Annotated in this window: 18 protein-coding genes; 7 read left to right on the top strand and 11 right to left on the bottom strand. The window is 62.3% G+C overall.

Annotated features, from left to right (window positions below):
* Positions 1–62: 62 nt before the first annotated feature.
* Genes IEV53_RS06815 through IEV53_RS06800 form a run of 4 tightly spaced genes read right to left on the bottom strand, consistent with a single transcriptional unit; the run spans position 63 to position 6,809 of the window.
* Positions 63–2,123 carry a VWA domain-containing protein gene (locus IEV53_RS06815; protein WP_188426050.1) on the bottom strand — a complete coding sequence of 687 codons (2,061 nt, stop codon included), beginning with the start codon at positions 2,121–2,123 and terminating at the stop codon, positions 63–65.
* The gene (locus IEV53_RS06810; RefSeq protein WP_188426049.1) at positions 2,120–4,870 is read right to left on the bottom strand and encodes a DUF4159 domain-containing protein; all 2,751 of its coding nucleotides are present in this window, start codon (positions 4,868–4,870) and stop codon (positions 2,120–2,122) included. The genes IEV53_RS06815 and IEV53_RS06810 overlap by 4 nt, the downstream gene beginning before the upstream one ends.
* Complete coding sequence (locus IEV53_RS06805) at positions 4,867–5,793, bottom strand: DUF58 domain-containing protein (protein ID WP_188426048.1); 927 nt, start codon at positions 5,791–5,793, stop codon at positions 4,867–4,869. The genes IEV53_RS06810 and IEV53_RS06805 overlap by 4 nt, the downstream gene beginning before the upstream one ends.
* A gap of 2 nt (positions 5,794–5,795) precedes the next feature.
* Positions 5,796–6,809: an AAA family ATPase gene (locus tag IEV53_RS06800; protein WP_188426047.1), complete on the bottom strand. Its 1,014-nt coding sequence runs from the start codon at positions 6,807–6,809 to the stop codon at positions 5,796–5,798.
* A gap of 166 nt (positions 6,810–6,975) precedes the next feature.
* Between IEV53_RS06800 and IEV53_RS06795 the strand changes: the two genes are divergently transcribed.
* The 3 genes from IEV53_RS06795 (at position 6,976) to IEV53_RS06785 (ending at position 10,692) form a co-directional block, all read left to right on the top strand.
* The gene (locus tag IEV53_RS06795; RefSeq protein WP_229719736.1) at positions 6,976–7,542 is read left to right on the top strand and encodes a DUF1285 domain-containing protein; all 567 of its coding nucleotides are present in this window, start codon (positions 6,976–6,978) and stop codon (positions 7,540–7,542) included.
* Between the two features lie 45 nt (positions 7,543–7,587).
* Entirely contained in the window at positions 7,588–8,835 is a 1,248-nt protein-coding gene (locus IEV53_RS06790; RefSeq protein ID WP_188426045.1) for a CCA tRNA nucleotidyltransferase, read from the top strand.
* An 81-nt stretch (positions 8,836–8,916) separates the two neighbouring features.
* Positions 8,917–10,692, top strand: coding sequence for an ABC transporter ATP-binding protein (locus IEV53_RS06785; protein ID WP_229719766.1), 1,776 nt, complete (start codon positions 8,917–8,919; stop codon positions 10,690–10,692).
* On the opposite strand, the gene IEV53_RS06780 is transcribed toward IEV53_RS06785, so the two are convergent.
* The 6 genes from IEV53_RS06780 to IEV53_RS06755 form a co-directional block, all read right to left on the bottom strand.
* Positions 10,687–11,172 (bottom strand): RNA pyrophosphohydrolase, encoded by a 486-nt coding sequence (locus IEV53_RS06780; RefSeq protein WP_188426044.1) that lies wholly within the window; start codon positions 11,170–11,172, stop codon positions 10,687–10,689. The two genes, IEV53_RS06785 and IEV53_RS06780, sit on opposite strands and share 6 nt — an antisense overlap.
* A 54-nt stretch (positions 11,173–11,226) precedes the next feature.
* Positions 11,227–12,714: a S41 family peptidase gene (locus tag IEV53_RS06775; protein WP_188426043.1), complete on the bottom strand. Its 1,488-nt coding sequence runs from the start codon at positions 12,712–12,714 to the stop codon at positions 11,227–11,229.
* Between the two features lie 192 nt (positions 12,715–12,906).
* On the bottom strand, positions 12,907–14,205 hold the full coding sequence (locus tag IEV53_RS06770; RefSeq protein ID WP_229719734.1) for a murein hydrolase activator EnvC family protein: 1,299 nt from the start codon (positions 14,203–14,205) through the stop codon (positions 12,907–12,909).
* Positions 14,187–15,725: a 2,3-bisphosphoglycerate-independent phosphoglycerate mutase gene (gpmI, locus tag IEV53_RS06765; protein WP_188426041.1), complete on the bottom strand. Its 1,539-nt coding sequence runs from the start codon at positions 15,723–15,725 to the stop codon at positions 14,187–14,189. Before gpmI ends, IEV53_RS06770 begins: the two co-directional genes overlap by 19 nt.
* A 169-nt stretch (positions 15,726–15,894) precedes the next feature.
* A complete protein-coding gene (locus IEV53_RS06760; protein ID WP_188426040.1) occupies positions 15,895–16,773 on the bottom strand; it encodes an SMP-30/gluconolactonase/LRE family protein in 879 nt (292 codons plus the stop codon).
* Positions 16,770–17,648, bottom strand: coding sequence for a 3-hydroxyacyl-CoA dehydrogenase family protein (locus IEV53_RS06755; RefSeq protein ID WP_229719733.1), 879 nt, complete (start codon positions 17,646–17,648; stop codon positions 16,770–16,772). Before IEV53_RS06755 ends, IEV53_RS06760 begins: the two co-directional genes overlap by 4 nt.
* A gap of 128 nt (positions 17,649–17,776) precedes the next feature.
* Here IEV53_RS06755 and IEV53_RS06750 point away from each other — a divergent pair, with 128 nt between their 5' ends.
* From IEV53_RS06750 to IEV53_RS06735, 4 genes are read left to right on the top strand one after another with little or no spacing between them, the layout of a single operon-like run.
* Positions 17,777–18,712 carry a LysR family transcriptional regulator gene (locus tag IEV53_RS06750; protein ID WP_188426039.1) on the top strand — a complete coding sequence of 312 codons (936 nt, stop codon included), beginning with the start codon at positions 17,777–17,779 and terminating at the stop codon, positions 18,710–18,712.
* Between the two features lie 55 nt (positions 18,713–18,767).
* The gene (msrB, locus tag IEV53_RS06745) at positions 18,768–19,154 is read left to right on the top strand and encodes a peptide-methionine (R)-S-oxide reductase MsrB (protein ID WP_188426038.1); all 387 of its coding nucleotides are present in this window, start codon (positions 18,768–18,770) and stop codon (positions 19,152–19,154) included.
* 32 nt (positions 19,155–19,186) lie between these two features.
* Complete coding sequence (upp, locus tag IEV53_RS06740) at positions 19,187–19,828, top strand: uracil phosphoribosyltransferase (RefSeq protein ID WP_188426037.1); 642 nt, start codon at positions 19,187–19,189, stop codon at positions 19,826–19,828.
* A 2-nt stretch (positions 19,829–19,830) separates the two neighbouring features.
* The gene (locus IEV53_RS06735; protein ID WP_188426036.1) at positions 19,831–20,058 is read left to right on the top strand and encodes a hypothetical protein; all 228 of its coding nucleotides are present in this window, start codon (positions 19,831–19,833) and stop codon (positions 20,056–20,058) included.
* Between the two features lie 212 nt (positions 20,059–20,270).
* Here IEV53_RS06735 and IEV53_RS06730 read toward each other — a convergent pair whose 3' ends face one another.
* Positions 20,271–22,970, bottom strand: coding sequence for a M16 family metallopeptidase (locus IEV53_RS06730; protein ID WP_188426035.1), 2,700 nt, complete (start codon positions 22,968–22,970; stop codon positions 20,271–20,273).
* Positions 22,971–23,013 lie beyond the last annotated feature (43 nt).

The raw sequence follows: 23,013 nt of genomic DNA, 5'->3' as shown, positions 1-23,013 counted from the left end.
ATGTGACGTCTCGAGTGGCGCATGAGAAGACTATAAGCGATCGTTAAGAAGCTGGCGACTCCCTATCGGCGGCGAAGTCTGCCTTCGCGCCACCATCCGATAAAGAGAAGGGCCAGCGTACCCAAAAGGGCAAGCCAGGACGGGCAGAGTTCAGTCAGGCGGCTCGAAGAGGCAACCGGCACAAGCTGACGCGGAAACCCGATCCAGCCCGAACCCGCAAAATTGCCGGACGTGACCTGCCTGATCTGCGGTGTTGCCGTATTCTCACCCAGCCAGAGCGTGGCACCATGGGTCTGCCTGGCCAGAGGCGAGAGAATGGTCGCCGTAGCACGCAGATCGGCATCCTCGATCGGGTTGCGCGTCGCCTGTGCGGCGACAGCCGTGAGACCGTCCTGCCGCACCACCCACAGACCGTCCTGACCATTGGTCGGCACAGTGTTGGTGAACACGCCATTTGTCGCCGGTTTGAGGGTGACGGATGAAATGGTGCCATCCGGCGCCGTCACGCGTGCAGGGCTGGTCAGACGGGTCGAATCGCTGTGACGTTCGATATGCAGGCTGTTTTCTTTGATCGAGGCACGAAGCTGGTTTTCTTCCAGCTCAGGCTCTTTCATCAGCCAGTGAGACAGCCGCTTGAGCAGTTCGGCCTGGGGGCCGCCACCGCCTTCGCCACGTGACCAGAGCCAGAGCTGATCGGACAGAAGCAGTGCCACGCGCCCCTTGCGCACGATGTCGAGCACAAGAAGAGGCTGGTTTTCGGGCCCCGTCAGAAGGGACGTGCCGTGGAGCGAATCCGATGCCAGCCCGCGATACCACGGTCCCCATGGCTGGGGCAGGCCCGCCGTTACCGGGTGACGTTGGCCTGACTCGGTCAGTTTCGGTACGAAACGTTCGTTGATCACACCATTCGATGGCACATGCGCGGGCAGGATGTCGGCCAGAGGCGTATCCTGCAACGTGCCGTCCTCGGTGAATTCCGGCCCGGCAGTCAGCAGCAGTCCGCCGCCCTCACGCACGTAATCGGCGATATTGGCGAGGTAATCCTGCGGCAGGATTCCGGCATTGTGGAAACCATCGAGAATGATCAGATCGAATTGCTTGATCTTGTCCTGAAACAGCTCCTTGATCGGGAACGGAATCAGGGCGAGATCGGAAAGCGGCGTGCCGTCATCCTTGTCCGGTGGCCGCAGAATGGTGAAATGCACGAGATCGACGGAAGGGTCAGCCTTGAGCAGACGACGCCAGACGCGCTCGCCCTGATTGGGTGTGCCGGAAACCAGCAATACCTTGAGTCTGTCGCGCACCCCGTTGATGCGCACGATGGCACTGTTGTTGCGCGGGCTGACCTCACCGGCGAGAGGCGCAGCCGAGAGCGTGATCAGCGTTTCACCCGGATGCCTGACCGGCACGGTCAGTTCGAGCGGTTCGCCGGAAATGGCTGGAATTTGCCGTGGCGGCTCGTCTCCCTGACGCAGGGTGAGCGTGACGGGCTGCTTTCCTGCTGCGCCGAGATCGTCCACCACCATGCGCAGGGTCGCATCCTTGCCGACAAGGGCATAAGGGGGCGCCTGCAGGATGCGCAGTCTGCGATCTGTTTCCTCACCCTTGCCCGTCAGCAGAACATGCAGCGGCAGAATCCTGCCGTCACGCTGGAAAAGCGGGGGGAGGGCAGAGGGTGCATCATGCACCATGCCATCGGTCAGCAGAATGGCGCCGCTGAACCGCCCCGGGGGGAGGTCCGCCTGGTCGATGGCGTCGAAAAGACGTGTGCCATGACCCTCGCCACCCTGAACAGTGACGGTGTGCAGGGTGAGGCCCGGTATGGCGCGCGCCTCTTCCTGAAGGCGTGCAGCGGCTTTTTCGGCGCTGTCGAGGCGGTTGCGCAGCGCCATGGAGGGTGAGTGATCGACCACCAGCAGGATATCCTGCGGAGCCGGTTCGAATAAAGGACGGCTCAGGCGCGGGCCGGCCAGCCAGAAGACGAGCAGCAGCAGCGCCAGCACGCGTGCCAGACTGCCCGGAACCCGGCGCAGCAATGCGTAGATGCCGACAATGACGGCCAGCCCGGCGGCCAGTGCGAGCAGCCAGACCGGGATGAGGGGCATGAAGGTGAGATGGATCATTGTTCCATCCTCTTCAGAAGTTCGGGAACACGCATCTGGTCGGCCTTGTAATTGCCGGTCAGGGCGTAGAGCAGCAGATTGACGCCAAAGCGATAGGCCTGGGTGCGCTGGTCGTCACCGCCGGGAATGACGGCATAGGGTGTATTGCCCTGCGCATCCATGGCCCAGGCATGAGCCCAGTCGCCCGCACCGATGATGATAGGGCTGACATCGTCATTGCTGTCATCGCCGCTGCGCGCCACCCAGACGGGCAGACCCTGCACGCGGCCGGGAAAATCGTGAAGCAGGTAAAAGCTGTGGGCCAGAACATGATGGTCGTCGAGCTTGCTCAGCGGCGGCACGACCAGACCCGCGGTAGCCCGTTTGAGGGCCGAGCGTGTCTGACCTTCATCCTGCGTCGAGAGTTCCGAGCCGACCCCTTGCGTGTCGAGCATCAGGATACCGCCATGCGCCATGAAGCTGTTCAGGGCCGCAGAGCGTTTCGGGTCCTCCTGCACGTCTTCGGTGATGGGCCAGTAGAGCATCGGATAATAGGCCAGATCGTCCTTGCCGGGGGTCACCCCATCAGGATGGCCCATCACGGCAGATGAGCGATCCGAGGCATAATTCGACAGGCCCTGAAGCCCTTCGCGCGAGGCTTCATCGATATCGTCATGACCTGTGAGCACATAGCCAAGGCGGGTTTCGAGTGCGGCTCCCGGCACGGTGCCATGGGTGACGGCCTGGGTTTTCGGGGCTTCGTCATCTTCCTGCGCCAGGGCGCAGTGGGGCGCCATGAGAGCTGGTGCTGCGACCAGAAGACCAAGCATTGCCAGACGCCCGAGCATCCCGCGTAGCCAGAGCGCGACGAGAAAATCAGCCAGCAGCAGAAGCAGCGCCGCACCCAGCAAATACGGGGCAAGTGCATGATCGGGTGAGACATGATCGGGCGTCAGGGCCGTTCCCATCAGGGCTTCCGGCGTGATGGGGGGCAGATGGTCGCCCAGATTGAACGCACGACGCGACAGACGCGGGCCGTAAAAGCCGGGCGGATGCTGCACATCGGGTCTGGTCGTGGCAAAGGCCTCAACCGATAGCGGGCGTGCGGCTTCAGGCGGGGCAACGAGCTGTCCATGCGCGTCGAGCATGGTGAAGGGAACGAGTTGACGCAGTTCGGACTGGTCTTTCTGACCGACAGAGCGCTGAACCAGCCGCTCGAGCATCGCAGGGAAAAGCCCGGAAAGCGGCAGGCTCGACCAGTCGGCTGTGCCTGTCACATGAAACAGCACAAGCTCACCCTGCCCGAAGGCGCTTGCGGTCACCAGCGGCGTGCCATCGCTCAGCCGTGCCCAGACATGGTCGCCCAGCTCGGCGGTGGGCTGGGCCAGAACCTGACGGGTGACAGTGACTTCCTTGGGCAGGGCCAGGCCATCGAAAGGCGAATGCTCGGCAAAGGCCGAAAGCACTTGCGGCTTGCCCCATGACATAGGGCCACCGAGCTGACGCATACCGCCCATCAGCGGCACGGGCAGCAGGGTTTTGGCCTTGTCGGGGGATGATGCGTTCGGGTCCGATGCGAGAACCGGACCGGCAAAGCGGATCAGCACGCCACCATGACGCACCCAGTCGGCAACGCGTCTGTGGGTGTCGTCATCGGCAAGCGTGCCATCGGTCGCGATCAGAACCGAGAGCTTCTGCTTCAGCAGATCAGGCACCGCGCCACGATGAAGCTCGCCGACGCCCTCGATGGCCTGTGCCAGAAAGAATCCCTGACCTGTCAGGGGCGTGTCCTGCGTGCCGGGGGTCAGCAGGCCCACCGGGTGACGGCGCTGTCCTGCGTCAAGCAGATAGAGCGCAGAAGGGCCGGGCAGAGGCAGCGTGTCGCTTTCCAGCGCCAGACGGGTGGCGCGATCGCGCAGTAGAGGCGGCAGGGGGAGGTCAGTGCCGCTGGCATCTTTCCCGGTGAGGGGGAAAATGCCGAGCGTACCGCCATTCTCGTCACGTGCCCGCACGGCAAGAGGGCGTGTGGGGCAGGGCAGCGCGCTGAAAGACGCTGTCAGGGCCCCGTTATCACCCTGATGTGCCGAAAGCAGCATCGTGTCGCAGCCCGGCCAGCGCATGTCACTCACGCGACTGCCTGAGGCATGCAGGGCCCTGGCGAGTGACGGATCGGCCGGGGTCGAGACACCATCCGAAAGCAGCACGATGTCGCGCACGGTGCCCTGCGACGTATTGTCCCGAAGCGCATCGACTTGTCTTGCGCTCTGTGCCCGGTCGGAAGGCCAGGAATGTGGCGTGAGCGCGAGAAGACGCTCTTCGAAACGGGCACGGTCACGGGTGGTAAACGGCGCAGCCATGCTGCCATCGGCATCGGGCGCGCTCAGAAGAAGCGTGACCTCATGTCCGGCGCGAAACCGTCTTTCGGCAAGGCTGCGTGCAGCGCGCAGGCGCTCCTGCCAGTGAGGGACGGCTGCCCAGCCATTATCGAGAACCAGCACCAGATCCTGGGAAGGCTGTGCGCTGAGATCGCGACCAAGCCAGACAGGCTGGGACAGGCCAAGCACCAGAAGAGCGACAGCGAGCAGGCGCAGAACCAGCAGCCAGAGTGGCGAACGTGCCGTATCGGCCCGGCCAGCTCGCAGGCGGCGCAGGATCTGAAGAGACGGATAGGCCTGCTCTTTTGGCGGGGGCGGCGTCGCCTTGACCAGCCAGTAGATGACGGGCAGGGCAACCAGCCCGATCAACGCAAGGGGGGTAAGAAAGATCATGCGTGCAGACGCCCCCCTGTGAGCCGCGCATATAGCGCGAGCAGGGCAGGCAACAGGGGTTGATCGGTGTGATGCAGCGTGAAGCCTGCGCGATGGGCTTCGGCCATGTGAGACAGCCGGTCGAGATGGGCGCGCATTTCGCGCTCATAGGATTCCGCAAGCGTCTCTACGGCGGGCAGCGTCAGATCTCCCTCGGCTTCAAGACTGTCGAAGGTGATGCGCCCTGCATAGGGCAGGCTGCGCTCTGCCGGGTCGAGCACACAGAGCAGTTCGGTGCGTGCCGGTCGTGCGGCAACATCGGCCAGCAGTTTTTCCATCGCTTCAGGCGTGATCAGAAAATCGCTCACCAGAATGAGCTGGCCATAGGGGAGCAGCGTATCGAGTGAGGGCAGGGCAACAGACGGGCCGAGAACGAGATTTTGGGCGAGGCGGGGCAGCGCATGAGGGCCGCTGACCGATCGTCCCTGTTCCGGTCCGTTCAGAAGGGCGACGCGCTCGCCGCCATGCAGCGCCGCTGCGGCAAGGGCCAGAGTGGCGAGCTGCGCCTGAGCGTTCTTGCGTGGCAGGTCGGGGCGTGACTGCCAGTCCATTGAAGGCGAGGGGTCGCACCACAAGGTGAGTTGCTGCGCGCCTTCGGCCTCACGTTCGCGCACCCAGAGCTGGTCGCTGCGCGCCGACTGGCGCCAGTCGATGCGATGGGCGGGCTCATGATCATGGGCCGGGCGATATTGCCAGAAATCCTCGCCTGCACCGGCACGATGCTGATGATGCACACCTGCGCGAAGCTGCTGCCCGATGCGTTCGGCTTCGATCACCAGAGGAGGCAGAAGGGCCTCGGCTTCTAGCGTGAGCGCGGGCGTCTGGGCCGACGAAGCGCTGGCGGTGCTTTTCTGACGCCGCCACTTCCCGAAAAAACCGCTCACGGTCAGAGAAGCGCCTCAACGGCCTTGGCGATGAGCTCTTCGACCTTGAGCCCCGAGGCACGGGCCGAAAAGCTCAGCGCCATACGGTGGGCGAGCACGGGCTCGGCCAGTTCGGCGACATCGTCCAGGCTTGGCGCCAGTCGTCCGTCGAGCAGGGCCTGGGCGCGGCAGCTCAGCATGAGCGCCTGTGCCGCACGCGGGCCGGGGCCATAGAGAAGGGAGCTTGCCAGTTCGGGCCTGTAGGCGGTTTCCGGACGAAGCCCGCGCACAAGGGTAAGAATGGCCTCAAGTACTTTTTCGCCTACGGGCAGGCGACGTACGAGCGCCTGTGCCTCGATCAGACTGCGTTCCGAAAGCAGCACAGGCGCTTCTGCAGTAAGGGCGCCGGTTGTCTGTAGCAGCATGTCGCGCTCGGCATCACGCTCGGGAAAGGACAGGGCGATACGCAGCATGAAGCGATCGAGCTGTGCTTCCGGCAGCGGATAGGTGCCTTCCTGCTCGATCGGGTTCTGGGTTGCCAGAACATGGAAGGGGCGCGGCAGCTTGTGATTGGTGCCAGCCTGAGCCACCTCATATTCCTGCATGGCCTGAAGCAGGGCGGACTGGGTGCGCGGGCTGGCGCGGTTGATTTCATCGGCCAGAAGAAGCTGCGTGAAGATCGGCCCCTTCACGAAACGGAAGAAACGACGGCCGTTTTCATCCTCATCGAGGATATCGCTGCCCGTGATGTCGGAGGGCATCAGATCGGGTGTGAACTGCACGCGCCGTGTGTCGAGCCCCAGCACCTGCGCCGCCGTACTGACAAGCAGCGTCTTGCCCAGACCGGGTGCGCCGATCAAAAGCGCGTGACCACCAGACAGAATGGTGACCAGAAGTCGGTCGATCACATCGCGTTGCCCGAGCACAATCTGCCCGATTGCGTCTCTGACAGCGCCGAGTTGCGCGGTCAGGCGCTCGGCCATGGCGAGATCGGCAGGACTATCGGCGGAAAAGGAAGAGAGGTCGTTCTGGCTCATATTTGTCAATCTGACAGTTCCGGGGGTTTCATCAAGCCATAAGACGACCCAACTTGCAGCATGAGACGAGATTTTTGGACCGCAAGCGGAGAGAGCGTTGAAAGACGGAGTGGCAAAACGGACGTCAGACTGCGCAGAAACACCAGATTGCGCAGAGATGCAGGGCATGCATGAGGTCGAGTGTCTTTCCGGTGTCGAAAGGCATGACGGGATTGCGGCAGGGGCAGTGACACCCCGCGTGCTGCCTTTTCTCATCAAGCGTGACGGCACATGGCTCTATCGGGGCTCTCCGGTGCGACGCAAGGAGATGCTCTGTCTGTTTGGCTCCATGCTCACACGCGACGCAGAGGGGGCGTACTGGCTGCGCACCCCGAGTGAGAACGGAACGATTCAGGTCGAGGATGTGCCGTTCATCGTGCGCGAGCTCGATTTCAGAGGTGTATGCGGTCGGCAGCAGAATCTCTGTCTGCGCACGAACATGGATGAACTGCTCTGCGTCGGCCCGGCCCATCCGCTGATCGTCGACTGGCAGCGCCCACCCTCTGAGGATTGTGCAGCGATTCCCTATGTGCAGGTCAGGCGTGGCGATGGTGACAAGCCGATACTCGCCCGATTGTCGCGCCCGGTCTATTATGAACTCGTTGCCCTGGCTGTGCCGGGTCATGTTGGCTGCCGGCCCTGCATGGGTGTGTGGAGCCAGGATTGCTTCTTTCCACTCGCCCCCATGCCCTGATCCTGAAGACAGGGCGGGGGTTCGTTCCCTCCCACTGGATCTGACGTGACGATTCTCGATCTCCTGCCTGACCGTTCCGGCCTCGACCGCATCTGGTCGATCCTGCCACAGGCGCGTCTGGTCGGAGGGTCAGTGCGTGATCTTCTGCTCGGCGGGCAGGATGTGCATGATCTCGATCTGGCGACACCCGAACCGCCAGAAGAGATGCAGGCGAGGCTGGAAGCCGCCGGGGTCAAGACCATCCCTACGGGTCTGTCCCATGGCACGATCACTGCGCTGATCGCACGCGTGCCTTATGAGATCACGACATTGCGCCGGGATATCACGACTGACGGCCGTCATGCTGAGGTAGCCTGGACCACAGACTGGCAGGAAGATGCGGCAAGGCGCGACTTCACCATCAATGCACTGTTCTGCGACCGTCACGGCGAGATCCACGACTATTTCGGTGGACAGGACGATCTGAAGGCGCATCGATTGCGCTTTGTCGGCGATGCCGGTCAGCGTATCGAGGAAGACGCGTTGCGTATCCTGCGCTTCTTCCGTTTCGATGCCCGGTTCGGCGGCGAAAAGCCGGATGCAGAGGCCCTGTCTGCCATAACTGCCCGTGCCGGGCTTATTGCGGGGCTGTCTGGCGAAAGACTGGCCAGCGAGATGCTGCGCATTCTGGTCGGCCCGCATCTCATGCGCACGCTCGGGCATATGGATGAGGCTGGCATTCTGGCGCCGATCGTTCCTGCCCCGCGTCTCGACCGGCTGGCGCGAGCGCTCGATAACGGTCTGCCTGAAGACGGGCTGCTGCGTCTGGGCGTGCTGAGCGATGCGCCCGATCTGGCGAGAAAACTGCGACTGTCAGGCAAGCAGAGCGAGCGTCTGGCACGTATGAACCCGGCAAACCGCTTGACATCCTTCGATCGGGATGGGGGTGTCATGCCCGAGGCTGCAATGTTTGTGCCGGAGCTGAGCGATGATTGCCTTCGTCGCCTTCTATCCTGCCACCCGAAAGAAAGCCTGATCGATCGAAGCTGGTCTGCCCAGGCCGATTCTGGTGAGCAGGGCCAGTCAGGCTGGGACATACTCCGGGCGCGGCTTGCGGCAATGGTCGTGCCGGTCTTTCCCATTGCGGGCCGCGATGCCGTGGCGCTCGGGGTTCCGGCAGGCAAGGATATCGGCGTGCTGATAGGGGCGGTGACGCGCTGGTGGCGCGCCAGAGGCTGCCTGCCCGATCGAGACGCCTGCCTGAGGGAACTCAAAAACCGTCTGCCCCTTTCCCCGCAAGGCCTTGGGCGGTAAATGGCAGGAATGAAAATACCGCAGCAGGCAAGCCAGCCCCCTTTGCGCCGCATCGATCCTCAGGGTGCGCAGGGCCGACAGATGCTCTGGCGTATCTGGCGCGAAGAAGTGCGCCAGCATGTCGGTCGGCTGGCTGGTGTGGTGGTTCTGACCATTCTGACAGCAGGTCTGACCGCGCTTTATCCTCTCGTTATCAAGCGCGCTGTCGACATGTTTGCCGTGCATGATCCGCGCATCCTCTATCAGGTGCCTGCACTTGTGGTTTTAGTGACAGGGCTCAAGGCCGCCAGCCAGTACGGACAGACCCTTTCCGTGCAGAGTCTGGTCCTGGTGGTCATACGCGGCCTGCAATCGCGCATGTTCGCCCACGCGCTGACGGCCGATATCGCCCGTATCGAGCGTGAGGCACCGGCACAATGGGCCGCGCGTTTCACTACCGATGCCGTGTCGATACGCGAGGCCATGATCCGAGCGGTCAATGCGCTGGGCGATGTGGTGACGGTTGTCGGCCTCGTTGCCTCGATGATCTATACTGACTGGGAACTGAGCCTGATTGCGCTCGTGCTCTATCCCGTCGCGGCTGTGCCTATCCAGAAGCTCGGCAAGCGTGTGCGTCGTGCCTCTGGCGGCATGCAGGAACAGATCGGTGAGACGGCGACCCTGCTCAATGAGAGCTTCGCTCTGGCGCGTCAGGTTCGTGTCTACCGCATGGAAGACAGCGAAGCGACGCGTATCGATCGTTCGCTCACCCTGCTGCACAACGCGTTCTGGCGCATCTCACGCGGTCGCGCCCGGGTCGATCCCGTGCTTGAAGTGCTGGGTGGTACAGCTATTGCCGCCGTTCTCGGATTTGCCGGGTGGCGTGCGGCCATGGGCGGCGCCACGCTTGGCGATTTCACGGCTTTCATCGCAGCGCTTTTCGCCGCCTCGCGTCCGTTGCGGTCGCTTGGCTCGCTGAATGCGGCCCTTCAGGAAGGGCTTGGCGGGCTTGAGCGCGTTTTCTCCGTAATCGACGAGCCTCCCGCCGTTGCAGAACGTGCCGATGCGCGCCCCTTGCCACCGGGTCATGGTCGTCTCGTCTTTCAGGATGCCCATTTTGCCTATCCCGATGGGCGGATCGGCCTGAAGGGCTTGAATTTCGATGTGCGTCCAGGCTGGACCGTGGCGCTTGTCGGGCCGTCAGGCGCAGGGAAATCGACGGCATTGTCGCTTATCCCTCGTCTGCATGATGTGAATGGCGGCGGGATATTGCTGGACGGGGTCGATCTTCGTGACCTGCGTCTTGCCGATCTGCGCGATGCCATCGCCTATGTCAGCCAGGACACCACGCTTTTCGATATGTCGGTGCTGGAAAATATCCGCATCGGCCGTCCGAATGCGAGCCGTGCCGAAGTCGAGGCAGCAGCCCTCGCCGCTGCCGTCGATTTTGCCGACACCTTGCCTGAGGGGCTGGATACGCGTGTCGGGCCGGGCGGGCAGCGTCTGTCCGGTGGCCAGCGTCAGCGCGTGGCCCTGGCGCGTGCGCTTCTGCGTGACCCGCGCCTTCTGCTGCTCGACGAAGCCACCAGCGCGCTCGATTCTGAGAGCGAAGCCAAGGTTCAGAAGACGCTTGCCGATCTCAGGCGCGACCGCACCACGATCATCGTGGCGCATCGTCTCTCGACGGTCAAAAGCGCCGATCTGATCATTGTGATGAGCGAGGGCATGGCTGTCGAACTTGGTACCCATGCCGAACTTCAGGCCCAAGGCGGACTATACGCCCGCCTCGTACGCAACCAGTCTCTCGACCTTGTGGACGTGCCTGTCGCTGTCCCGCAGGACGCGCCGCAGCAGGCGATGGAGAACGCGCCCCTATAAGGCGGGGGCGAGCGCAGTGAGAACGGGCAGAAGCTTTTCGTAGAGCGGTTGCTTGAAGCCCAGATTGAAACGCGTGACGTCCTGAGGTGCGACCCATTCCCAGCGGTCGAACTCTGCTGGTTCGGTGCCGTCGCCCATCAGGTCGATGGCGCTGTCCTCCTCGGTCATGCGCATTGCAAACCAGCGCTGTGTCTGGCCGCGATATTTGCCATGCAGCGCCTTGCCGATCAGATGGGGCGGCAGATCATAGGACAACCAGCCGGGAAAACTGCCGAGCAGCGTGGCATGACGCAGGCCGGTCTCTTCACGCAGCTCCCTGATAGCGGCTTCTTCGGGGGTTTCATTGTCGTCTATGCCCCCCTGCGGGCATTGCCATACATCCTTGAGGTCAGTGCGTCTGGCCAGAAAAAGCGCGCCCGCGCGATTGAACAGCATGATGCCGACATTGGGGCGATAGGGAAGGGTTTCAGGATCGATCATGACGGAAGGCTCATAAGAAACCGGCCCCACTGAGGGGGCCGGCAAGGGGTGAGATCAGTGCTTGGGTGCCGGTGCCGGCGGAGCGGCAGGTGCCGGGGCCGGTTTCTGGTCTTTCTTGTCCGACGGTTTGTCGGCGGCTGGCTGACCCAGAGGAAGCGCCTCGTCGGGAAGAGAGGCCATGGCGCGCACCACACGCAGACCCTGCTGAAGCTGGAAATCCGTCGCGGGCTTGGACAGTTCGAAGCGCGGCCAGTTTTCCGGCGGGGCATTGGGAATGCTGGTCGAGATCGACGGCAGATCGGTGCGTACCGGTGCCTTGTTCTTGTTGCCGCCTGTATTGGTGATGATATGGGCAAGATCGGCCTCTCGATAGCCGTAGCCATCGTCCTCCTTGCTCTCCTTCACCATGATATCCGGGGCAATGCCCAGCGCCTGGATCGAGCGCCCGGAGGGCGTGTAATAGCGTGCCGTGGTCAGGCGCACCGCGCCATGACCGGGCACGGGGATAAGTGACTGGACCGAACCTTTGCCGAAGGATTTTTCGCCCAGAAGAACGGCGCGACGATGGTCCTGAAGCGCACCGGCCACGATTTCCGAAGCCGAGGCCGAACCGCCATCGATCAGGACCACGATGGGCAGCTTGCCGGTGATATCGGTGCCCTTGGCATCCCAGCGACGGTTGTTTTCAGCATGGCGCCCGCGGATCGAGACAATCTCACCCTCGGGAATGAAATCGTCACTGACCGAAATGGCCTGATCGAGCTTGCCGCCCGGATTGAGACGCAGATCGAGCACGAGACCCTGCAGCTTGCCGCCCGCCTTGGCCTTGAGCTTGTCAAAGGCCTCATGCATTGCGGTTTCGGTGTCGTCGTCGAATTCGGAAATGCGAATATAGCCGATATTGCCATAGAGCGCCGAACGCACGACCTGCACATGCACGACTTCACGCGTCATGGTGATCTTGAGCGGCTTGGGCTCCTTGGCGCGAATGATCGTCAGCGTGATCTTGGTGCCCGGATCGCCACGCATCTTGGTGACGGCCTGATCAAGCGTCATGCCTTCGAGAGACTTGCCATCGACTTCGGTGATGTAGTCACCCGGCTTGAGCCCGGCGCGCGAGGCGGGGGTGCCATCGATGGGCGAAACCACACGGATATGGCCGTTCTGCTGCTGGACCTGAACGCCCAGGCCGCCGAACTTGCCGCTGATCTGGATCTGCATGTCCTTGAACTGCTTTTCGTTCATATAGGAGCTATGCGGATCGAGACCGCCGACCATGCCGTCGAGCGCGTTGTTGATCAGATCCTTGTCGCTGACCGGTTCGACATACTCGGCGCGCACCAGATCGAGCACGGTGCCGAACAGGGTCAGCAGGCGCAGGGTCTCGCTGTGATTATCGGGGTCGGCGGCGACCTCCTTCGCGAAGGCCTTGCTGCTGATCATCTGCCCAAGGCTTGGCGCCATCAGGGCTTCCAACGTCGGACCGGCGGTGATTCCGGCCAGGAATGCCGTTCCGAGCAGCAGACCAGTGCGGAGCTTCATGCAATTCATCCCTTGAATCCGGCCCGGAGCCGATCCTGTTAGCGTCTCTTTGCCTGCAGGACCCGAAAACCGGGAACCCTGCCGGGCGGAAGTCTGAAATCTATAGCGTTCTTAACGCAGTCTGTCGAAACAACACAGACTCGCCAAGCGCGATCATGCAATTCGGTTTGCCCGATCCTGTCGCGCCTCCCGTCAGAGATAGGGGCGCGGATCGATGATCTTTCTGCCAGAGCGCAACTGCACGAAGAGCCGCCCGCCCGCAGCGTCCATGGCGCCCAGCGCCATGTTGCGACTGACATTCTGACCGCTCGCCACGGAAAGCTGCCCGATGCCGGACAGGACAAAGCGGTAATGGCGCCCGCAATCGAGAATGATCATATTGCCGAAAGAGCGAAACGGCCCCGCAAAATCGATCTGACCGGCGCAGGGCGCGCTGACCGGGCTCGATGCCTGCGCCATATAGGTGATGCCCGTGGCCGGGCCGCTTTCCGTGTCCTGATGCCACGCAGTAACGACACTGCCTGCAACCGGGCCATGCCCGCCTCCATGGCTGATGCCGCCGCCTGCCGAGCTGCTCAGGCGTCTGGCTTGGCTGCTCATGGCCTGGGCCTTTTCCTTCTGGTTCTGCAGCGCAAGCGCCTTTGCTTCCTCTTCCATACGCGCGCGCAGACGGGCCTGAGTCCTGTCTATGGCGGTGAGCGCGTCATCGAGTGTTGCGGCAGTGGCTGTGGCCGAAGCGATTTCGGCGCGAGCCTCTTTCAGACGGGCCTCGGCTTCTTCCTGTTGCTTCGTCGCATCGTCCATCTTGCGCGCATTGGCGTCACGCAGTCTTGCCTGCGTCTTTCTGGCTGTCTCGAGTGCCTCGTTGCGCTCTGCGAGATGCTGCGCGGTCTGGCGAAGAAGGGTTTCCTGTCCGCGAAGATCGTCTGCCTGCCGGGTGGTGAGGCGGGCCAGACCTGCAATGAGGCTCAGCCCCTGAACCGACTCATCTGCCTGACCGGACAGGGCGACAAATGACGTGCTCGGGTAGCGCGCAAGACGGAGCGCCACGGGCAGAATGGCCTGCAGGCTGGCCCGTCTGCGGGCAAGAGCCGCCGTTTGCCGCTTCTGCTGCTCGGTGAGCTGCGCAATCTCCTGCGTGAGGCTGTCGATCTGTTTTTCTGTCTCGGCGAGCGCTGTCGCAGCCTGATCGCTCAGGGCTGAAAAATGGCGCGCGCGTTCCGCCTGCAAAGCGGCATCCTGAGCGGCTTTTGTCTGGGCCTTGCGTTGGGCGTCAATCAGCGCTGCTTCGCGGGCCTTGCGCGAAAGCAGAGCCTCGCGGTCATGCTTTGCCTTGTCGAGGGCCTTCTGGCTGGCGCTCTGGGCGACATGTCTGGCGTTGGTCGCGGCAAGCGTCGGGGTCGGTCCCATGAGACAGACCCCAAGCAGCAGGGAACCGGTCAGGAGCGGTTTCTTGACCGGCATGTACAGGCTTAGCCGTTGATGAGGCATTTACCGGTCATTTCTGCCGGCTTCTTCAGGTTCATCAGGGTCAGCAGCGTCGGGGCCAGATCGGCCAGACGGCCGTCATGGATCGCGGGAATGCCGCGCCCGCCATGCAGGATGACCGGCACGCGGTTGAGCGTGTGCGCGGTATGCACACCACCCGTCACCGGGTCGCGCATGGTTTCGCAATTGCCGTGATCAGCCGTGACGATAAGCGCACCGCCCATCTTGTCGATGGCGTCGACGATACGCCCAAGACCGGTATCGACGGCCTCGCAGGCCTTGATGGCGGCAGACAGCACGCCCGTATGGCCCACCATGTCCGGATTGGCGAAATTGAGGACGATCAGGTCGAATTTGCCGCTCTCGATCGACTCAACCGCACGATCGGTCAGCTCAGGTGCCGACATTTCCGGCTGAAGGTCATAGGTCGCGACCTTGGGTGAGGGGACCAGAATGCGCTCTTCACCCGGCAGGATGGCTTCGCGCCCGCCGTTGAGGAAGTAGGTCACATGCGGATATTTCTCGGTTTCGGCCATGCGCAGCTGTGCCAGGCCGGCCTGCGAGACGACATCGCCCAGAAGATGCTCCATCGACTGCTTGGGGAACATCACGCTCATGAACGGCGCCAGAGCTGAGCTATAGGCTGTCATGCCGCAGACAGAGGCAAACTTGACGATCTTCGAGCGCACAAACCCGTCAAAATCAGGGAAGAGCATGGCGTCGAGCAGTTCGCGGATGCGGTCTGCGCGGAAATTGGCCGACAGAATGCCGTCGCCATCCTTCATGCCGGCATAGTCACCGATCACGGTCGGGATGACGAATTCATCGGTCACGCCCTTCGCCTGGCTGGCGGGCAGAACGGAGAGCGCATCGGCGGCGTGCTCGCCCTTGGCGGATACGATCACGTCATAGGTAAGGCTGACCCGCTCCCAGCGGTTATCGCGATCCATGGCGTAGTAGCGCCCGCTGATGGTTGCGATCGACGCCCCTGCGGGCAGTTCGGCAGCAAGGGTGCGGATATAGCCATCGCCTGAATCGGGAGCCGTGTCGCGCCCGTCAGAGAACACGTGCAGGGCCACCTTTACCCCGGCGGCAGCCACGATTTTCGCAAGGGCAGCGATGTGATCCATATGGGCATGAACGCCACCCGGCGAGACAAGGCCGACGAGATGACAGGTGCCACCGCTGGCTTTCAGCGCATCGATGAAGGCGCAGAGAGCCGGGTTTTGGGCCAGAGAGCCGTCACGTGCGGCGCGGGTGATGCGCGGCAGATCCTGCATGACCACGCGACCGGCACCGATATTGAGATGGCCGACTTCGGAATTGCCCATCTGCCCCTCGGGCAGACCCACATCTTCACCGCAGGCCTTGAGATAGGCATGGGGGGAGCTGGCCCAAAGACGGTCGAAATTCGGCGTGTTGGCGAGGGCAACAGCGTTGTCTTCATGGGTTGCGCTGTCACCGAACCCGTCGAGGATGACGAGCATGACCGGGCGTGGCGTGCCGGAATGCGATGCGGACATGAGAAGTCTCCTGCAATTTTGCGCGTATCATGACGCATTTCGGCGCTTATGCGAACTCTCCCCCCGAGGGCGGAGGCAATTTTATTGAGGTTACTGCGATCACAAGAAAAGTGAGGGGCCAGCAGGCGCTGGCCCCTCTAGACGCTCTTCAGGATGGAGGGAATTGCGCTCATTCCACCAGATAAACGCCTGTCGTCGCTGATTGCTGGCGCAGCACGCGGCTCTCGCCCGTCTCCAGATCGACCACACGGATCGTTCCCCCCAGATCGCTGACGAAGGCCTGTTTTTCTGCCTTGTCGATGGCGAGGCCGATGCCCTCGTCAAGGCCGCGCAGGATTACCTTGCGGTCGAAAAGTCCTCTTCGGTCGATGCGCGCCATGTTCAGGCTGTTGCCATCCGGCGGCGCTCCACGATCGGTCCAGTAAAGGTGACCGGAGCCGGGAAAGACATGCAGGTCGATGGGCTCAGGCAGATGATCGGCCAGAATCTCGATATCGTGGCGGTCTGCCGGATCGTCGCCGTCAGCCATTGCCATGGGCATGCGAAAGATCCGGCCGATACCGCCCTTGGGTGAGCCTTTCTGCGTCCAATAGATCTGACGGTTGACCAGATCGAGGGCGATGCCCACACACTGGCGCGAGAAGTCGGGCATGTCCTGCGGATAGTCTCCGCGTTTCAGCAGCACCTCGACGGCCGTTCCGTCGAGAGCGCTACGCATGATCCTCATGCCCTCGCGGTCGCACCAGTAGAGATGCCCGCCGTGCTGATCGACGGCAAGCTGCTTGGGAGTGACGATCTGGCCCTTGCCCACCAGTATCTCATGCTGACTGCCATCAAGCCGGGCACGCTCGATCGTACCGTCGGGGGCCTCCCAGTCTGCCCCCATATTCGTCCAGGTGATCTGACCTGCAGCCTGATCGACCCAGATTCCGTCAGGCGTTCCCCAGCGTGCGTCGACATGCCCAACGACGCGCCCGTCGCGTGTCGACAGCGCCGTGATGGCAGGCGGCGCGGTTTCGAGTGTGTAGAGGATGGGATCGTCACTCATGATGCGGTTCCCTTTTCGCTGTAATCATAGAAGCCGCGACCTGTCTTGAGGCCAAGGCGGTTCTCGGCAATCATCTTTTTCAGAAGCACACGCGGCGCCTCGGGCAGATGCGGATAGGCGCGCGCATAATGCTCCTCGATTTGCAGCACGATATCGAGCCCGACCCGGTCCATGGCACGGAACGGCCCCATGGGCGTGCCCTGTGTCTCGCAGTAAATGCGGTCGATCACTTCGGGAGTGGCGACCCCTTCGGCGGCAACGCAGAGCGCCTCACGCTTGATGGCGGCCCAGATACGGTTTTCGATGAAGCCGATGCTTTCTTTCTGCGCGATATAGGGTGAAAGCCCCAGCGTCGAAAAATAGCCAGCGAGTTCTTCCATCAATCCCGGTCTCGTGGCGCCGCAAGACATGAGTTCCACCGCACGCTGCTCGGGTGGCATCATGAAATGCGTATTGAGCATGCGAGATTTGTCCGCAACTTCCGCCGCCATCTTGCTGGAAGGGTAAGACGATGAATTCGTGGCCAGAATCGCGTCGGGTGCGGCTTTTTGCGACAGCGTGCCGAAAAGAGGGATCTTGAGATCCAGTCGCTCGGGAAGCGCCTCGATAATCAGCCAGGCGCCGTCGATTGTGGCCTCCAGCGTGGGGGCGCTGTCGATCTGACCGGCCACGCCACCCTCGAGTGTGGCGACCACACTCGCAAGTGTTTGTCGTGCGTAGTCGAGACCGGCCTGGGCCGCTGAGGCGTTGCTGTCGAACAGACGTACCTGCCCGCCACGCGCCGCGAGCATCAGCGCAATGCGTCTGCCGAGCGTACCCGCGCCAATGACTGCTGCGGGACGTGTTCTGGCCCGTTCGATTATGGTGTTCGTCACGGGAAATCTCCTTTGTGTCAGGAGACGGCAAGGACTGCCGCCTTTCCGACTGAATTGGAGAGATCATAACGCAGTTCGAAAGGCCGAAATCTTGCAATAACGCAGGTCATGACTGCATAAATTCAGGGATGAGCCGGAACGAATACAGTGTTTTTGTCGCAGTCGCCGATAGTCTGAGCTACACGCGCGCTGCCAGACGGCTCGGTGTGCATGCCACCAGCGTCTCGCGCAGTGTCGAGCGGCTGGAAACCCGTCTCGGGTTGAGCCTTGTCGAGACAGGGGCTGACGGCCTGCGTCTGACCGAAGCCGGAGAGCGTCTCAGTGCCTTTGTGGCGCCTTTGCTTGATACGCTCGATAATGGTGTGGCGGCGCTCTGTCGTGATGCCCGCAGCGGTGGTGTGCTGCGCATTGCGGCGCCGCCCGAAATTCTGATTTCCTGCGTCAATCCGATTGTCAGGGAAATGCTGTCGCAGAACCCGGCCATGCGGGTGTCGCTTGAGGCCAGCGTTAGTCTGCCCGATTTCAAACGCGCCGAATGCGATATCTTTCTCAGCCACCGGCGAGATGAGATGAATGAGGGCGATTATCGCATCAGGCGTATTGGCACCTATGACATCGCCCTGTTCGCCTCGCCGGAGTTTCTCGCGAGGCAGGGCCATCCCGCCATACCGCAGGATCTCTCCTCGTTTCCCTGCCTTACCCGCCCCGGCGAGCAGAGTTGGACACTTATTCCGATCGAAGAGGAGGAGGGACGATGTGCGGCAGGGCAGATCGATATTCCGCTCGACAGTCGCATTGCTGCGACACCCGCGCCGATCCGTCTCGATTTTGCCTGTGCAGGCAGCGGCATCATTGCAGCCAGTCTCGAATTATGTGCGCAGCCTCTGGCAGAGGGCAGGCTCATGCGCGTCCTGCCTGGCTATCGCCTGCCATCGGGTGCGCTTTTCGCAGCCCAGCCCATGAGGCATCATACGCGTCCCATTGCCGATGACTTTCTCACCCGTCTTGTCGACCGGCTGAAATTGAACCGCAAGCAGAGTGAGGCGCTGGAAAAAACACGCTGAGGCGCCATATCTGGCGTATTCTCCCGTCTACCCGCCCCGGAAAAGGATCCTTTCCATGAGCGACGATATCCAGATGCCAAGCTGTGGCCTGCCCTTGACCCCCGAGCAGCATCGCGTGCTGCGCGAGCATGGCACGGAGCGACCGGGTTCGAGCCCGCTCAATGATGAAAAGCGCGAGGGCGTCTATCATTGTGCCGGCTGCGGCGAGCCTTTGTTCGACTCCTCGACCAAATATGAGAGCGGCAGTGGCTGGCCGTCCTTTTTCAGACCGCGCGACGGCATGACCGAAACCACGGTCGACAAGACGCTGGGCATGACACGTATCGAGGTGCATTGCGCCGGGTGCAAGGGTCATCTGGGTCATGTCTTCCCTGACGGGCCGAAACCGACCGGATTGCGTTTTTGCATGAATGGTGTAGCGCTTCGCTTCGAACCAAGCTGACAGCGCAACGATTTTTCGGTAAGGATCGCGCCATGACTGCCCTTCCTGACTCCCTGGTCGTGCTCGACCACCCGCTCGTTCAACACAAGCTGACCCGTCTGCGTCAGGCCTCTACCTCGACTGCGGGGTTCAGAAGGCTGACGCGCGAGCTGAGCCTGCTTATGTGCTATGAGGCCACGCGCGACCTCAGCACCGAGCCGGTCGAGATCGATACCCCGCTCGAGCGCATGGAGGGGCGTCAGCTCTCCGGCAAGAAGCTCTGCTTCGTGTCGATCCTGCGTGCGGGCAACGGCATTCTGGACGGTATGCTCGACCTCATTCCCGCAGCCCGTGTGGGCCATGTCGGGCTCTATCGCGATCACGATACGCTCGAAGCGGTCGAATACTACATGAAGCTGCCTGATGACGTCGCCGAGCGCGACTGCATTGTGGTCGATCCCATGCTGGCCACTGGCCACAGCGCGGCGGCGGCACTCGATCGCATCAAGGCCAGCGGCGTACGCAAGATCATTTTTGTCTGCCTGCTTGCTGCGCCTGAGGGTGTGGCCTGCCTGGCAGAGCGTCATCCCGATGTGCGTGTCGTGACCTGTGCGGTCGATCGCGGTCTGGACGAAAAAGGCTATATCCGCCCGGGTCTGGGCGATGCAGGCGACCGCCTGTTTGGAACCCGCTGATCATGACCAGCGAAGATATTGATGAATGGCTCGATAGCTGGGTCGAAACGCATCACCAGCATTGGGGCACGCCAGAGCAGGCCGCTCAGGCCTGTGTTGCTGCGGCTGGTGAGGCCGGTATTTCCGAACGCGATCTGAATTCGGCTACTGGCGGCGATCTGGCAGCCTATCTTGAAGAGGAGGCTGCGGCGATTGCTGAAGCCTCAGGCGCCGCCCCTTCAGACTTCTGAAAAACGGGTATCCAAAGGGCGACCGCCCTTTGGCGGGGTTCGGGGCAGAGCCCCTAAAGCACCTTCTGAAACAGGAACGCCCCGCCGCGCTGCCGGGCTGAGCCCTGTTCCATACGAGAGAGGGCGTACCCTCTCTCGTCTTGCTGACTCTGGCGTCCTCAAAGGCCGACTGCCTGTTCGCAAGGCTCGGGGCAAAGCCCCGAAAAGACCCGTTATTTCGGCGCAGGACCACGAATGATCTGGGCCATCTCATCAGGGCGAACCCAGTGATGGAAGGCTTCCTGCACCTGTCTGGCGCTCATGGCGTAGACGGCCCTGGCGCGGTCATCGGGCTCGGTGAGGGGTAGGCCGAGATCGACAAGCGACAGATACTGACCGGCAATACCGCCGAAGCTGGCGCGCTCCATCGGGATAGCGCGCAGGATCGACGCCTTGGCGTTGAGCAGTTCGTCGTCAGAGACCGGGCTGGATTGCATGGACGAGACGTTGCGCAGGGCAGCATCGCGGGCCTTGCTGGTCTTGTCCGGGTCCGACCCGTAAGAGATCATGAAAGCGCCGCGATTGGCCGACCAGGCGAAGTCGGAGCCTGTGGTGTAGACCATGCCGCTGCGCACGCGCAGATCCTGCATGAGACGCGACGAAAAGCCTGAGCCGAGAACTTCATTGCCGACTTCAAGTGCATAGCGATCGGGGTTCTTCACGCCGCTGGCGACGGTTTGGGCAAGGTAGACGGAATCCTGCACGCGACCCGGGTCGTCGATGATCGCCTGCGAGTGCTTGCTCTGGGGACGCGCGGGCAGGTCAACCGCAGGTTGTGGGCCTGTCGCGGCCCAGGCGCTGAACGCCGATTCAACCGAAGCCCTGGCTTTTTCGGGGGTGATGTCACCGATCACGACAATGGTGGTCAGGTCGGGGCGATAGGCCGCCTTGTAGAAATCCTGCACATCAGCCAGCGAAATCGACGAGAGCGTCTGGGGTGTGGTTTCGCGAAGTGACGGATCATCAGCGGGGGAGAGTGCTTTTGTCACGGCACGCTGGAAGCGATAGCCGGGCGATTGCAGAACGCCTGCCTGCGTCGCGATGGCCTGCTGCTTCATGATCATGAAAGCCTGCGCGGGAAAAGCCGGGTGAAGCTCGTTTTCAGCCAGGAGCGCCAGCGTCTTGTCAAAATTGGCGCTTAGCGTGCTGAGAGAGAAGGAGACACCCCCACTGGCATCAGAGGCGAGGGCGTCGAGGGCCGCTGCGAAAGCGAGGCGATCATGACTCGTGCTGCCGAACAGGAAAAGATCGCTCGTCAGATCGGCAACGCCTTCCTTGCCCTTGGGCTGCTGCAGGTAGCTGTTATGGCGGATGGAGCCGTAGAGGCGGATTGTATGGCTGACATGCTCGGGCTGCACCAGAAGCGTGATGCCATTCTTGAGCGTGTAGCGTGCGGGCAGGCTGAGTGGCTCGGGCTTGGGCAGATCGGCCAGAGCCGTCGCAGCCCAGTCGGGCAGGGTGATATTCTTGCTGGGCGGCGGCAGAAGCGATTCCGGCCCCTTGGCGCCACCGATCTGGGGTGACTTGCCGCCCGACGGAGTCAGAATGCCGGTCACAGCATGAGCCGGGTCGAGCAGGCGGGCGGCAAGAGCATTGACCTGCTCAAGCGTGACGCCGCGATAGGCCTTCACCAGATCGGCGGGCGAATTCACGCCGCTATAGGCCAAGGCATCGGCCCAGCTCTGGGTCAGATCGGTAATGCTGTTGGCGTTGAATTCAAGAGCGGCAATTTCCTTGCGCTTGGCCGCCTCGACCAGATCGGCAGGTACGCCTTTCTGGCGGATCGTTTCGAGAATGCCGCGCACTTCGCCCAGCAGCGCGCTGGGGTCCTGCCCCTTGGGGAAGGCGGCCAGCGCACTGCCGACACCGGCATGCACGCGGGCGTTATAGGAAAATTCGGTTCCCAATGCCTTGCCCTGGGGCACAAGAGCGAAAAGGGCGCCGCGCTGACTGCTCAGGACATCCGCAAGAATTTGCGCCGCTGCGTAATCCGGGCTCTGTGAGCCGGGCATACGATAGGCGATGCTCAGAATGCCTGTGGCGTAGTCGCTGTCGATCTTGATGGTCTGCGGCGTGACGGGGGCCGGCTCGACCACGGGGCGGGCGGGGAGCTTGCCCGAGGGGATGGCGCTGAACTGGCTGCGCACCTTGTCGAGCGTGGTCGCCGGATCGATATCCCCGACAATGAGCAGGATCGCGTTGTTTGGCTGGTACCAGCTGTCATAGAAGCCGCGCAGCAGTTTTGCGTCGGTCTTGTCGAAGGAGTCACGCGTACCCAGCGCATCGTGCTCATAGGGCGTGCCCCCGAACAGGGCGCGATTCAGCGCGATCGTATAGCGCTGGAAAGGCATCGAAAGGTCGCGGGCGACTTCCTGTTCGATAGCACCGCGCTCATGTCCCCAATCAGCGTCTGTCAGCAGGACATTGCGCATGCGATCGGCTTCGATTTTGAGCAGGAGATCGAGGTAATGCGCGGGTGCCTGAAAATAGAACTGTGTCGTGTCTTCAGTCGTGAAGGCATTGCTGACATTGCCGATGCGCGCACTGACGGTCGAAAGCTGGTCGCGGCTGAGGGCCTTGGAGCCATTGAACATCATGTGTTCGAGCGCATGCGCCGTACCCGGAAAGCCATTGGGTGCAGCTGCCGAACCGGCAAGATAGATGACCTGTGTCTGCACCACCGGGGCAAGGCGATCGGGCACGATCACGACGCGCAGCCCGTTCGGCAGGGTGGCCTTTACGGCACTGTCCATCGCAGTGGCCGCATGAGGGGCCGGAGTGGCGGGGGCTGCCAGAGCGGGGAGGGTCAGTGCGGGGGCGACGAGCAGGCTCGACGCCAGAAGCATTTTGCGCAGATGAGGCAGCACGGCCATGTTGAACTCCTGATGGCAGGAAAAGCGGTGAATAGCAGGCAGC

It is taken from the genome of Asaia siamensis (genome assembly GCF_014635085.1).
GTDB classification, from domain to species: domain Bacteria; phylum Pseudomonadota; class Alphaproteobacteria; order Acetobacterales; family Acetobacteraceae; genus Asaia; species Asaia siamensis.
Note: the sequence above shows the minus strand (reverse complement) of the source record. Positions and strands in the feature narration are given on the sequence as shown.